The sequence below is a fragment of the Poseidonibacter parvus genome, assembly GCF_001956695.1.
GTDB lineage: Bacteria > Campylobacterota > Campylobacteria > Campylobacterales > Arcobacteraceae > Poseidonibacter > Poseidonibacter parvus.
In genome coordinates this window covers 646,869-661,840 of sequence record NZ_CP019070.1, presented here as the reverse complement: position 1 = coordinate 661,840, position 14,972 = coordinate 646,869, and the positions used below count along the sequence as shown (strand labels likewise).

Below are 14,972 nucleotides of genomic sequence, written 5' to 3'. Positions count from 1 at the left end.
AATAATAAATTATGGATATTTTACCAGCGATTGATTTAAAAGACGGGAAAGCAGTAAGACTTAGCAAAGGTTTGATGGAAAGTGCAAAAATATACTCAGATGAGCCATGGATGGTTGCTAAAAGATTTGAAGAGTTAGGTTCTAAATGGCTTCATATTGTTGATTTAAATGGAGCTTTTGCAGGAGAACCAGCAAACTTAGAACAAATTAAAAAAATTAGAGAAAACTGTAATTTAAAAATTGAACTTGGTGGTGGAATTAGAGATGAAGAAACTATTAAGATGTATATTGAACTTGGAGTTGATAGACTTATTTTAGGTTCAATTGCAGTAAAAGACCCAGAATTTGTTAAAAGTATGGCAGCTAAATATCCAATTGCTGTAGGAATCGATGCAATGAACGGAATGGTTGCAGTTGAAGGCTGGGCAGAAGTTTCTACTATGGAAGCTACTACTTTAGCTAAAGAGTTTGCAAATGCAGGTGTTGAAGCTATTATTTGTACTGATATTTCAAAAGATGGAATGCTTTGTGGTGTAAATGTTGAGTTTACAGAATCAATTGCATTAGCATCTGGTGTTGATACAATTGCTTCTGGTGGAGTAAAAGATATCAACGATATCACAAACTGTAAAAAAAATGGAAACATTGCAGGTGTAATTGTAGGAAAGGCTTTTTATGAAGGTACACTTGATTTAGAAGAAGGTTTTAAGGCTCTTTAATCTGCCTTATTATCTCTATAATATTCTCATTTCTTGCATATACATTTTTTGAAGATGGAAATATGCAAGGCTTTTATATAAATATTTCTATTGCTTTATTTTTTATTTTATTAATGCTTAGAAATATACTCAAAACAAAAAAAGATAGAAACTCAAAATGAAAGAAAAACTTAGATTAAAATCAGAATCAATTTATGAAAAAATGATGAATGAAGAAGATGCAAGAGTTTGTAAAGCTATTGATGAAAAAGCTTGTAAAGTAGTTCCTGGAAATTTCTTTTTAACTATTATTAGCTATTTTTTTAATAAACTTGCAGATTCAGTTGCTAATACAAAAGTAATCATTCCTTGGATTATGGAGTCCCTTGCAGTTCCACTATTTTTAATAAGTTTTTTAGTTCCAATTAGAGAATCTGGTTCACTTTTACCTCAACTTTTAATAGCTGCTTATGTAAGAAAACTTCCTATAAGAAAATATATTTGGAGTATTGGAGCTTTTTTACAAGCTTTGACAATGATTGGAATTGGAATAGTTGCTTGGAATATGCAAGGACTTAGTGCAGGAATTGCTATTATTTTTCTGATTATACTTTTTAGTTTAGCAAGAGGTTTAAGCTCAGTTGCAGCCAAAGATGTACTAGGAAAAACCATACCAAAAACTAGACGGGGAGCTTTAAATGGTTACTCAGGGAGTTTAGCAGGAGTTCTAATTATAGGACTTGGAGTTTATTTTTTATTTGTGGGAGAGAAACCTTTTTCACCTCAAAACTTTGGAATACTACTATTTTGTGCAGGATTCTTTTGGATAATTGCAGGTTTTGTTTATTTACAAATTAATGAATTTCAAGGTGAAACTGATGGTGGAGGAAATGCAATTAGTGTTGCTTTAAAAAAAATTGGCTTATTAAAAACAGATGAAAATTTTAGATTATTTGTAATTTCAAGAGCTTTATTTTTATGTTCAGTTTTATCTGCTCCATTTTTTGTAATCTTAGCTCAACAACAAGCAGATTCAAATAATTATTTATTAGGTTTATTTATTCTAGCTTCTGGACTTGCAGATTTTTCTTCATCAATTTTTTGGGGAAAACTTTCTGATGTATCTAGTAAAAAATCTATGATATTAGGAGCCAGTATTGCAACATCTCTAGGGTTTTTAGTATTTATTCTAGCTACATTTTTTGAGAATATTTTCTCTATTATTTGGATAATGCCTTTAATCTATTTTGTTTTAACTGTTGGGTATCAAGGTATAAGAATTGGAAGAAAAACTTATCTTGTAGATTTAGCAGGTGGTAATAAAAGAACGGATTATGTAGCTGTTAGTAATACAATAATTGGTTTTGTTTTACTATTTACAGGCTTCATTGGATTTTTAAGTTCTTTAATTGGTCTAAATGGAATTATTTTACTACTTTCTTTAATTGGTATACTTGGAATATTTATGGCTTTAAAACTTCCTGATGTTACAAAAGAATAATTCCTCTTAATTATTTCTTAAAAACAAATAAATAATTTTATCTTCTAGCTTAATTATAGTAACTCTATGATATTATAATATATTAAAATAAGGAGTTAGAATGAAGTATTTATTAATATTATTCATTTTTTTATTTTCAGCATTTGCAAATAATAATAAAGAAATAAATTTTAATTCAAAAGAAATAGAATATTTAAAAAACAATCCAATTATTAAAGTAGGTTTTACTGATGTATTTGAACCTTATATAATTAAATCACCTACGGGGAATCTTAAGGGAGTTATACCTGATATATATAAACTTTTAAACGAAAAATATAATTTAAATTTTGACTATGATATACAGGATTGGAAAACAACATTAGAAAACTTAGAACTTGGGAAAATAGATTTAATACCTATTATGAATTATGATATTGCCAAAAAAAAGGTTTTTTGCATAGTAGTGCCTTTATAAATGGTTCTTTAAATATATATATGAGAACTGACAACACAGATAAAATAAATTCTTTAAAGGATTTAAAAGGAAAAAAAGTCGGATTCGATGGAAATATAATATTTTTATACAAAGCCTTAGATAAATATAAAAATGATATTGATTTTATTCCAATGAAAAATACACTTGATTCTTTTTATAAATTAAATGAAGGTTCTTTAGATGCTATCATATCTTTTAATAGAGATAAATATGTTCGTATAAAATACGGGTTTACTAATATAAAAGCTGTATATACTATAAGTGAATTAAATTTTATGACCACTACTGCGATTAAACAAAATAATATTATATTACAATCAATTATGGATAAAGCAATATCTTCTATAACAGCAGATGAAAAAGTAAAAATATTTGAGAAATATTTAGGGAATGATGTCAAGTTATCAAACCTAAATTTAACAAATCAAGAATTAGAATACCTTGATTCTAAACCTTTTCTTAGAACACAATTAGAAGACCAATATTTCCCATACTCATTTATAAAAGATGGTGAAAAAAGAGGCTTTGTTATTGATTTAATGAAGATAATAAGTGAAAAACTTGATAAGAAAATAGACTATATTGTAATAAAAAATAAAAAAGAAGCAAGCTCAATGCTTCAAGATAATAAGCTAGATTTTGTAAGTCATCATTTGAAAACTCCTCAAAGAGAAAAAGAGTTTTTATTTTCAAAAGAATCACTTCTTGATGCAAATACAGGATTATTATCAAAAAAAAGTAAAAATTATACATTTAAAGATATTAATGGTAAAACTATAAGTGTAATAAAAGGATATCACCTTGTAAAGCTATTAAAGAGATATTATCCAAAAGTAAAAATAAAGCTTTTGAATAATAATTTTGATTTAATTCAATCGGTTATTAATGAAACTAGTGATTTTGCCATTTCAAATTATTCTATACTAAATTACCTAAGAAAAGATAACCAATTATACGATGAACTTTCAAATGAACTTTTAAACAATGAACATTTTTATAGAAAACCAATTCATATGATATTTAATAAATCTAATGAAATACTAAAATCTATATTTGATAAAACTATTCAATCATTATCAGTTGCACAAATAAATAATCTTAAAGATAAATGGTTCATTGAAACTCCTATTAAATCATTTTTATCACAAGAAGAACAAAACTGGCTTAAAAATAATAGAATTATAAAAATGTGTTCAAATCCAATTTGGGAACCAATTGGTTTTTATAATAAAACTTCTAAACAACCTGAAGGTATTTCTATTGATACTATGAATCTTATTAAACAAAAACTTGATAATAATATTCAGTTTGAATACATTCATACGACTACATGGAAGCAAACACAAGAGTTTTTGAAAGATAAAAAGTGTGATATCATACCAATATTAGTTAAAAATGAAGAAAGATCTAAATATGCTCTTTTTACAAAGCCTTATCTTAACTATAAATACGCAATTATTACAAAAGATGATAAACCTTTTACAAAAGGATTAGAAGATATAGTTAATAAATCAATCGCAAGAAAAGAAGGTTCAGCAACAATTACGCAAATCTTAGAACAATATCCAAATACTAAAATCATTGAGACAGAGAATTTCCTTGATTCTTTAAGAAAAGTATCAAAGGAAGAGGCCTATGCTGCTTTAGCTATTTTACCTACACTTTCATATAATTCAAGTCACTTTAATACAAAACATATTCAAATAGCAGGATATACAGATATCGAAATGAATTTAAGTATCGCAAGTAGAAAAGATAAAATTATCCTTCATAATATTTTAGAAAAAGCACTCTCTAAGATTACTGAAAAAGAGCATAAAGATATCCAAAATAAATGGATGGAAATTGAAATAAAAGAAGTAAAGAAGAATAATATCTTTTATATTATGATTTCAATTGTACTTTTAGTTTTAGCTTTTTATTATTTTTATAAAGACTTTAAAAGTAGAAAAGAATTAAAAAAGATAAATATTAAACTACTAAAATTTAATGAAAATTTAGAAGAGAAAGTAAATGAGCAAACAAAAGATTTAAAAAACCTTAACTTAAAATTATCAATATCTAATGAACAATTACAAACTACAAATCAAGAACTTCAAAATTCAAATGAAGAGCTTTTAATTACAGAAGAAGATTTACGTATTAGACAAGTTGAATTAATTAGTCAGCATGAAAAAATTCTTGAGCTGTCTAAAATAAAAGCTCAGTTTTTAGCAAATATGTCTCACGAAATTAGAACACCTTTAAATGGAATAGTAGGTGTTACCAGACTTATGTTAGATGACAGTGAGGATATTAAACAAAAGCATAAAGAACAACTAAAAATCATTCAAAAATCATCAGAGATATTAACTAATATTGTTAATGATATATTAGATTACTCAGCCCTATCAACGGGAAATATAAAACTATTTGAAGAAGAATTTTCACTTAGGTCAATGATTGCTCATATTAAATCAATAACTGAGATAAATATAAAAGAAAAAGGATTAAAGTATATCATTGATATAGATGAGGAAATACAAGAAAATGTAATTGGAGATGAGTTTAGAATTTCACAAATTTTAATGAATATAATAAGTAATGCTACTAAATTTACAAATAAAGGTTATATAAAACTAAAAATTAGAAAAAAAATTAAAAAGAATGGTGATAGTATTTTAAAATTCACTATTGTTGATACAGGAATTGGAATGAATAAAGAAGTTCAAAAATCTTTATTTAATTCTTTTAATCAATCTGATCAATCAAATACAAGAGAGCATAAAGGAACAGGATTAGGGCTTTCAATTGTCTACCAATTAGTTAAACTTATGGAAGGTAAAGTATCTACTCAATCAACTATAGGTCAAGGAAGTACATTCTTTGTAGAGCTTTCATTAAAGAGTACTGGTATCAAAAATGAGGTAAAAGAAATACCTACTAGTACTTATTATTCTTTAATAAAAAGTAAAAAAGCACTATTTGTAGAAGATGATGAGATTAATCAAATTGTGATATCTGAAACATTAAAGAAAATTGGTTTTAATACTGATTATGCAATAAATGGGAAACAAGCAGTAGATAAAGTAATGGAAAATGAATATGACATTATTTTTATGGATATACAAATGCCAATTATGGATGGCTATGAAGCAACAGAAATAATACGAAAGAACAATAAAGATATTCCTATTATTGCTTTAAGTGCAGGTGTTATGCCTAAGGATATTGATAAGTCATTAAAAGCTGGAATGAATATGCATATTGCAAAACCAATTGTCTATAATGAAATGAATGAGGTTTTAGATAAATACTTTAAAGTAGAAATAAAAGAATAACTATTAAACTATTTAAAACTTCATATACTTATGATTTACCAGCATCAGTATAATGAAGTTCTAAACCATTTGAAGTTGCTACAAAGCCATTTACATTAATTGTTCCATCATGTACTTGCTTGTGATGCTCTTTACATAAAGGAATAAGATTATATTTATGATTTGCATTGATGTGTTCAATAAAACCTTCTTTATTTGCTCTTGCTTGCTCTTTTATATGATGAACATCATCACAAGCTTTTCCACAAATTACACATGAGCTTGCATATACGTTCTTATTGTATTTAGAAGTTTTACGCATGCTTAATCTTTCAATTGAATCATAATCATCTGTTAGTTTTTTTCTAATATCATTTGCTACAGATAAAAACTCTTTATCCATATGTAAAGATTTAGCATACTCTAAACCATACATAGAAGAACCACTTCCATAAGCTAGCTTTCTATCAAAGATTAGCTTATCTTCATCGTTATTGTACATAACAGATAAATGAAGCGCAATTATATTTTTTAGTTTTTCAATATCTTCAATTTCAGGTAATTGATGTAAATGTGTTGCAAAAACAAAAATTGACTCAAGTTTTGAAAGCTTTAAAATTGAGCTTGCAACTATTGATAAACCACTCATGGTTTCAGTACTGTGAGATATTTCATCACCTAAGATAAGTGATTTTTTTGTAGCACGATTGAAAATGTTTTTTAACTCAAGCATTTCAACTGCAAAAGAAGATAATCCTTTTGCAATATTATCAGCTCCAGAAATTCTAGTATAAACAGCATCAAAAATTGAAAACCTCATAGATTTTGCAGGAACATAAAAACCAGCTTGTGCAAGAATTACAGCTATTCCTATTGCTTTCATAAGTGAAGATTTTCCTGATGAATTAATTCCATATAATAAAACACCATGCATTTTATTGTTATTCATATTAACAGGGTTTGAGTTTTTAATGATTACATTGTTTTTATACTCTTTTGATGCAAGACTAAGTTCACCTAAAATAATATCATTTGGTACATAAATACCTTGTTCTTCATTTGCTTCAATTATTGGATGTCTTAAATCAATTGCTTCAATAAAATTTTCATTATCTTTTGTTTTTACGATTTTTGGACAAACATAATTATATTTTTTTGCTGTTTTAATATTTGATACAGTTAAATCAACTTCTGCTATAAACTGCACTAACTCTTCTAGAAGTATTGCAAACTTTTTTTCAAATTCTGTAATCTTTTCTTTAAATACAAGCTTATTTAATTCAATAATTTTTCTTAAATTATGTACATATTTATCAGAAACTTCTTCTGTTAACTTACAAAATATTTTTACAGAGTTTGTTTGAATTTTTATACTAAAGTCTTTAAATAAAAGTAAATCATCATCAATAATAATATGAGAATTTAATAAATCTTCTTTGATTAAATTAAATCTATTTTTTGTTAAAGTTAAGAAGAATCCTTCTTTATCTAATCTATTTATTCCTACAAAATTTGAGTCTTCACTGCTATTTAAAAAGCCTAATATATGTTTTTTTAAAAGTTCTAGTTTTGAATATAAAATATCATTTTGTGTATTTAGCTCATCAATTTGTGTATTAATTCCACCATTTACCATATTGCCTTCAACATCTTTTAGCATATACTTTCCACAAATTGATAAATCAAATGTAGAATCAATTGATTGAATAAATTGTTCTAATTGTGCACTTGTACAAGGTGGTTTAATAAACTTATAGTTTTCCATAAAAGAAACAACTTCTTTTATACTAAGAAGTGAATCATATAAATAGTTTAACTCAAAAGGATGTAAACGATTTAATTTAATTCTTCTTGTTAATCTCTCAATATCATAAATATTTGCTAATTCATTTTCAATAGGAGCGTGATAATCAAACAACTCTTTTGATAGAGCAAATCTTCTCAAAAGCTCTTTTGAATCTTTTACAGGATGAGTTAGTCTTTCTTTTAAAAGTCTTTTTCCCATTGCTGTTGAAGTGTTGTTTATTAGTTTTATCAAACTAGGATTATGTGATGTTTCAATTATATTTAATTGCTCAATTGCATTATTTCCTAAATAAATATACTTACTAATATCAAGTTTAGAAGGAAGTGAGAGTTTTTGAATAATATTAGAATCATGCCCTATTACAAAATCAATTAAAACACAAAGTGATTCTGTACTTAAAGGAACTCTTTCCATATCTAAATGCTCAATTGCAGTTAGAAGTGATTGTATATTGAATACATTCTTAAACAACTCATTTTGATAAGAAATCTTAGGTCTAAAAGATGCAATATGAAAAGTTTTTAAAGATAATTCAAGATAATCGATTACCTCTTTTTGATTTATATTTTTATCTGCAAAAGTAATTACAACTTCATTGGTTTTATGCATATTCATATAATTAAATACCTCATCTAAGGCAAAAAATTTATCTTCACTAGTTCCATGAACTTCATTGTAATAACACTTTCCAGTTGTTACATCAATTGCAGAATATCCAAGTAAATATATTCCTCTAATTTGGTCAATTAAAATTGAAGTGATATTGTTTTCATCTTGATCTAATACAAAATCAAAATTTGTTCCAGGACTTACTACTGTGTCTAAATATCTAGTAACATTAGGTGGAATTCCTTTTTGTTTTATTAGAACTACTGTGTATTTTTGTTCTGAAATTATTCTTGCAAGGTGTTTTTCAAGTGAAATTGCTGGAACACCTGCCATTATAGGGTTTGTTGGAGAGTTTTCTAAAATAGTTTTATTTTTTCTTGTAAGTTGTATATTTAATAGTTCTGCAATCTCTTTTGCTTTACCAATTTGCTCTTCATCATTATTTACTTCATAAACTTCAAAGAATGTTCCTATTTCCATAAGAACTACAGTATTTTTACCATATTTCTTTTCAAACAATCTTTGTAATTTAAAATATGTGATTGTTAAAAGTGTTTTCCTATCACTTAATATTTCAGCTACTTCTTCTCTCACTTTACTTTCTAACCCCAGTCCATTTTCTAATTAAACTTCTTTGTTCTTTTGTTAAATCTGCTTCAGGATGAAGCCAAATATAACTTGGTAATGGCATTACTGCGTAAACCGTTCTATATATATCTTTTAGTTCTTTTTCTTTTTCTTCTTTTGTATATGTTTCCCATTGTGAGAAATTTAATGCATCTCTTCCACTATTTACATGTGAACTTATAATCCAAGACGCAGGTGCAATTTTTGAGTACCAAGGCCATTTTACATTATCTGAATGACAATCATAACAAGACTGTTTTAAGATAGTAAAAACCTCTAAAGGAGCTTTTATTTCATTATCTTTAACAATAGCTTCATTTGATTGTTCTGTTTGAATAAACTGCATTACTATAAATACAATTAAAAAAATAAGAAGTGTTCTTTTCATTTATATACTCTATTTTGTCATTAAATCATATGGTCTTTTTAATTCTTCAATAAACATAGAAACTGACATATTACGACCTTTTCTAAAAAACTCTTTTTTATCAAAAAATACCAACATTGTAGGTATAGAAAATACCGTAAAATGACTTGTAATTTCTTTATGTATATCTGTTTTAACTTCATAAGTTTCAAATAATGGGAAATTCTTTTTTATCTCTTCTTCTATTTTTGGTTTTAAAACCTTACAAACAGAACAGTTTTCTCCTGAAAAATATACTAATACAGGAGCACCTGTATTAATACTATTTTGTAATTGTTGAAGGTTTTGTACTTGTTTCATTATTATCCTCATGTTCTTCATCTAAACAAGAGATTGGTTCATCTTTATTTAGGTTTACTTGATAAGCTTGTTCTTTAAATATATCTTCTTTTGATAAAGAAATACCTTTCATATGTGTTAATGGAAAGGCAAAAGCAATACCTTTTCCACTTGTTGTAATATGCAATGAATGAATAATTTGTTTTACAACTTCATTTACTAAATATTTTGGAAGTAAGAACAATAGTAAAGTATCATTTGCTTCAAAAGATGTTCGATAGAAGTTTGCCATTTCTTCAAGTCCAATTCCATCTGCTCTTAAAACCGTAACACCAGATGCTCCTGCTTTATGTGCAGCTTGAATTGCATCAAGTTTTTTATCAACAGGAACTATTACAACAACAGCTGAAAACTCTAAAGATAAAGAGTGTCTTGTAGTTGAACCATCAATATTAACAGTTGCTAAGTCCATATTTTCAGCATCAGCTAAATTATCATGAAGTAAATCTTCTTGCTCAATTTGAGTATCTGATTTAACACCAAATTTTTCAGTTAAAATTCCATATACCATAACAGTAATCATTGGAAATAATGAAGCAAAAGCAATAAGACCAAAACCATCAATTAAAGGGCTTCTTCCTTCAATATTAGTTGCTAGTCCAATACCAAGAGCAGCTACAAGAGGAACTGTTACTGTTGAAGTTGTAACTCCTCCTGAATCATAAGCAATTGGAATAATATATTTAGGAGCTATAAAAGTAAGAAGAATAACAATTAAGTATCCAACAATAATATAGTAGTGAATATGACCACCATCAACAATTCTAAATGCTCCTAAAGCAATACCAATAGCAACACCAAGTGCTACGAATAATCTTAGTGCAAAATCATTGATTTTACCATCTGAAATGTCTTTTGCTTTTTTTGCAATAGCCATAAGAGCTGGTTCTGCCATAGTTGTAGAAAAACCAATAGCAAATGCAAAAGCATAAATTACAAATACAGAATCTCTTTTTGTTAATTGATAAGCCATTGTCTCACCAAGTGAGAATAGACCCATTTCAAGACCTAAAATAAAGGCATATAATCCGATAATTACAAGTGCAAAACCTAAAAATACTGTTTTAAGATTTTGAATAGGTTTTTTTAATACACCATATTGAAAGAAAAGGATAATTGCTAAAATAGGAATTACATCTTTAATTACTGATGCTATTCCATAAAGAATAGATTCAAATGTAATATCTGTAGGTGAAGAAATAGCAGCTTTAACCACAACATTTGCAACATCTTGTGCATCTACTAGATTATATACTGCAATTCCGTAAATTTGAACAAATATCATTGGTGTTAATGAAGCAAAAGCAATAAGACCAAAACCATCAATTACAGGATTTCTTCCTTTAATATTTGAGGCTAAACCAATACCTAGAGCTGCTACTAAAGGTACTGTTACAGTTGAAGTTGTAACTCCACCTAAATCATAAGATAATCCAATAATTTCAGGAGGTGCAAAAAATGTAACTGTAACTACTAAAATATATCCAGCAATGATATAGTAATGGATAGGATGACCTTTAATAATCCTAAATACACCTAATAAAATTGCAAAACCAACAGAACCAGCAACTACAAATCTAAGGACACTTGCATCAATTCTTCCACTTGAAATTGAAGCTGCCTTATCTGCAATTACAGCAAGTGCAGGCTCTGCTATAGTGGTACCAAAACCAATTAAAAAACCAAATATTAAAATCCAAGTTGTCCATCCAGATTTTGCAAAATCCCTTGCTAATCCTTCACCAACAGGGAAAACACCAATTTCAAGACCTTGTAAAAATATTGCAAGTCCCACACCTACAATACCTAAACCAATTGCAGTATTTACCCAACCTTCTGGTACAGCTTGAATAATTGCTAACTGGAAAAATAAAATCACAACAATAATTGGAATTAAATCCCTAAAAGATTCTCTTAAAAGTTTTAAAAAGAAGTTAAACTGCATCATATAACTATATGTCCTCCATGTTATTCTAGATTATTATTTAATCTAGCTAATATAGATATTATAGCCTTTTTTTGATAAGAAATTGATTTATATCAAGTTATTTATAAAGTAGAGAAACTCTACTTTATATTATTAAACTTGGTGAGAAGTTTGTTTAGATAATCTTTCTTTTTGAGAAAGATAAGAATTTAATGCACTTAAATATGCTTTTGCAGTTGCAAGCATTGTATCAATACTTAAACCATGACCAACAAATGCAGGTGAACTTTCATCAAAAGCAACTCTAGTTGTAACTTTTGCTAAAGCATCTTTACCTTCAGATACAGATGTAACTTTATAATCTTTAAGTTCACCGTTGTATCCTGTTAATCTATCAATAGTTTTAAAAATTGCATCCATTGTTCCATCACCAATTGCAGCATCTTGCATAATTTGGTCTTGGAATTTAATAGAAACAGCCGCTGTTGGAACACCGTTTGAGCAATCAGAAATTTGTAAACCAACTAACTCATAAGTTTTATCTTGATTTAATGCTTCATCAGTAATTAACATTCTGATATCATCATCACTTACATCTTTTTTCTTATCAGCTAAAATTTTAAATCTTTCAAAAGCAGCATTTAACTCTTCATCTGTAACTTTATCAAAACCTAAGTGCTCAATTTTATCTCTAAATGCAGCACGACCTGAGTGTTTTCCTAAAATTAATGTAGAATCTTTAAATACTCCAACATCTTCAGGTTTCATGATTTCATAAGTTTCTTGATGTTTTAAAACACCATCTTGATGAATTCCACTTTCATGTGAAAATGCATTTTTTCCAACAATTGCTTTATTTTGTTGTGGTTCGACACCTGTAATTGTTGCAACTAATCTCGATGTAGGATAAATTTCAGCTGTATTAATCCCCGTGTATAAATCACCAAAAGCATCACGTCTTGTTTTAATAGCCATTACCGCTTCTTCTAAAGCAGAATTTCCAGCTCTTTCTCCTAATCCATTAATTGTAACTTCAATTTGTCTAGCACCGTTCATTACAGCATCTAAAGTATTAGCAGTTGCTAATCCTAAGTCATTATGATTATGAACAGAAATAATCGCACGATCACCTGCAAAATCAGATAATTCTTTAACCATTGCACCTAATTCATGAGGTAATCTATAACCTACTGTATCTGGTAAGTTAATAGTAGAAGCACCTGCAGCAATTACTGCGTCCATTACTTCTTTCATAAAAGGAATTTCAGATCTACCTGCATCTTCTAATGAAAACTCAACATCATCAACAAAAGTTCTTGCGTATTCTACTGCATGAACTGCTCTTTTGATAACTTCTTCTTCACTCATTTTTAATTTATATTTCATATGAATTGGTGAAGTTGCAATAAATGTATGAATTCTATGTTTAGCTGCTTTTTGTACTGCTAAACCTGATTGTTTGATATCATTATCAATTGCTCGACTTAGTGAACAAATAGAAGAATTAGAAACTCTTTCAGCAATTCTTGAAACTGCATCAAAATCTCCAGGACTTGCTGCTGCAAAACCTGCTTCAATAACATCAACACCTAGTTTTTCTAACTGTAATGCAATTTTAATTTTTTCTTCTGTATTCATTGAACAACCAGGTGATTGTTCTCCATCTCTTAATGTTGTATCAAATACTATAATCCTATTTTTGTCCATTGTTGTACCCTTTAAAATGTATATTATTATATCTTTTTTTATATAAAAAAAGAAAAACTGTAATGTAATTTATTTGTTTGAGAAAATCTAATTGTAGAAATTAGAGAGATTTTGTAAGTAGCAATGAAGAGTTAACACTTTTGATGAAATGGTTGTTAGCAAAATTAAATATTTTCATAGAACTCTCCTTAAATTTTAAATATGCAGTAGTATAATTAATTTAATCTATTTTGTCAAGACTTATTTAGAATATTCAGAAAGAACTGCTTGATTTCTACCTTTAACTTTTGCTTGATACAAAGCGATATCGGAATGTTTATATAATGTTTCTTCATTAACTATATCACTTGCATTTTGCACAATTATTCCAGCAGAAACAGTTACAAAGTCACTATTTTTACTATTTTTATGTTCAATTTTTAGATCTTCAATTTCTTTAATAATATCTTCAACATGCAAACAAGAATCAGTAATTGTTGAATTAGAGAAGATTAAACAAAACTCTTCTCCTCCAATTCTAAAAGCATAATCACTAGATCTTAAAGTATTTTCTTTTAATACTTTTCCAATAGTATATAAGACTTTATCACCCATTGGATGGCCATAAGTATCATTATATTTCTTAAAGTGATCAATATCAATACTAACTAATGTAATTGTAGAGTTTTCTCTTTTTGCTCTTCTAATTTCTTGGTTTAGTATATTATTAAAATGCCTTCTATTATAAAGTTTAGTTAAATCATCTTCAATTATTAATTGTTCTAATTTCTTTTTATTTGTAATATCACTTCTAACAGCTGTATAATTGATTATTTCTTCATTTTTAAAAACAGGTGTTATTGTTAAATTTGCCCAATAAACTGTTCCGTCTTTTTTCTTATTTCTTATTTCAGTATTAAATGTTTTTCCTACACTAATAATGTTCCACATATTTTCATAAAAACTATCAGGAGTTTCCTCATGCCTTAAAAGTCTGTGATTTTCTCCAATTAGTTCATCTTTCTTATACTGAGTAAATTCACAAAATGCACTACTAACATCAATAATAGTACCTTCTTTATCTGTAATTGAAATAAGAACATTTTCATCAACTATTTTTAAGAGGTTTTCTTTTTCAAATAATTTATCTTGAAGATAATTATTTGAAACACAAGATTGGACATCTAAGATTAATTCTATTAAATTAATTGGTTTTATTACAAACTTACAGATTTTAAGCTCAATTGCTTTTAAAAAATACTCAATATCAGAATACGCTGTAGTAATTATAATAGGTACAGATGTTACACCTATTTCTTTTATCATATCAAGCCCATTCATTTTTGGCATTTGAATATCAGTTATTAAAATATCAGGCTGTATTTCTTTAAAAAGTTTTAAACCCTCTTCTCCATTATTTGCAATAAAAAAATCTTTTACATATTTTTTAAAATAGAAAGAGACTTCTTCACTAATCATTTTTTCATCTTCAACATAAAGGATAGTGATATTACTTAATAATGTTTTATTTATTCTTTTCAATTATACTTTCCCTTAATGGTATTAAAATTATT

The 14,972-nt window shown here is 27.3% G+C and carries 11 protein-coding genes; 5 read left to right on the top strand and 6 right to left on the bottom strand.

Going from position 1 to position 14,972, the window contains the following annotated elements; all coding sequences use genetic code 11:
- The first annotated feature begins 11 nt into the window (after positions 1-11).
- The 5 genes from hisA (at position 12) to LPB137_RS14605 (ending at position 5,997) form a co-directional block, all read left to right on the top strand.
- Positions 12-719, top strand: coding sequence for a 1-(5-phosphoribosyl)-5-[(5-phosphoribosylamino)methylideneamino]imidazole-4-carboxamide isomerase (gene hisA / locus LPB137_RS03200; protein ID WP_076084308.1), 708 nt, complete (start codon positions 12-14; stop codon positions 717-719).
- On the top strand, positions 719-880 hold the full coding sequence (gene ypmT / locus LPB137_RS14790) for a protein YpmT (protein WP_420041071.1): 162 nt from the start codon (positions 719-721) through the stop codon (positions 878-880). The genes hisA and ypmT overlap by 1 nt, the downstream gene beginning before the upstream one ends.
- Positions 877-2,199 carry an MFS transporter gene (locus LPB137_RS03195; protein WP_076084305.1) on the top strand — a complete coding sequence of 441 codons (1,323 nt, stop codon included), beginning with the start codon at positions 877-879 and terminating at the stop codon, positions 2,197-2,199. The genes ypmT and LPB137_RS03195 overlap by 4 nt, the downstream gene beginning before the upstream one ends.
- 100 nt (positions 2,200-2,299) lie before the next feature.
- Complete coding sequence (locus LPB137_RS14700) at positions 2,300-2,656, top strand: transporter substrate-binding domain-containing protein (RefSeq protein ID WP_076084302.1); 357 nt, start codon at positions 2,300-2,302, stop codon at positions 2,654-2,656.
- 20 nt (positions 2,657-2,676) lie between these two features.
- Positions 2,677-5,997 (top strand): transporter substrate-binding domain-containing protein, encoded by a 3,321-nt coding sequence (locus LPB137_RS14605; protein WP_272936865.1) that lies wholly within the window; start codon positions 2,677-2,679, stop codon positions 5,995-5,997.
- A 28-nt stretch (positions 5,998-6,025) separates the two neighbouring features.
- Here LPB137_RS14605 and LPB137_RS03180 read toward each other — a convergent pair whose 3' ends face one another.
- The 6 genes from LPB137_RS03180 to LPB137_RS03155 form a co-directional block, all read right to left on the bottom strand.
- Positions 6,026-8,986 (bottom strand): MutS-related protein, encoded by a 2,961-nt coding sequence (locus tag LPB137_RS03180; RefSeq protein ID WP_076084296.1) that lies wholly within the window; start codon positions 8,984-8,986, stop codon positions 6,026-6,028.
- A 1-nt stretch (position 8,987) separates the two neighbouring features.
- Positions 8,988-9,407, bottom strand: coding sequence for a heme-binding domain-containing protein (locus tag LPB137_RS03175; protein ID WP_076084293.1), 420 nt, complete (start codon positions 9,405-9,407; stop codon positions 8,988-8,990).
- Between the two features lie 9 nt (positions 9,408-9,416).
- Positions 9,417-9,746: a thioredoxin family protein gene (locus tag LPB137_RS03170; RefSeq protein ID WP_076084290.1), complete on the bottom strand. Its 330-nt coding sequence runs from the start codon at positions 9,744-9,746 to the stop codon at positions 9,417-9,419.
- Positions 9,709-11,733, bottom strand: coding sequence for a DUF1538 domain-containing protein (locus LPB137_RS03165; protein ID WP_076084287.1), 2,025 nt, complete (start codon positions 11,731-11,733; stop codon positions 9,709-9,711). Before LPB137_RS03165 ends, LPB137_RS03170 begins: the two co-directional genes overlap by 38 nt.
- Positions 11,734-11,865: 132 nt before the next feature.
- Entirely contained in the window at positions 11,866-13,419 is a 1,554-nt protein-coding gene (locus LPB137_RS03160; RefSeq protein ID WP_076084284.1) for a 2-isopropylmalate synthase, read from the bottom strand.
- A 240-nt stretch (positions 13,420-13,659) separates the two neighbouring features.
- Positions 13,660-14,940, bottom strand: coding sequence for a GGDEF domain-containing response regulator (locus tag LPB137_RS03155; protein WP_076084281.1), 1,281 nt, complete (start codon positions 14,938-14,940; stop codon positions 13,660-13,662).
- Between the last annotated feature and the right edge of the window lie 32 nt (positions 14,941-14,972).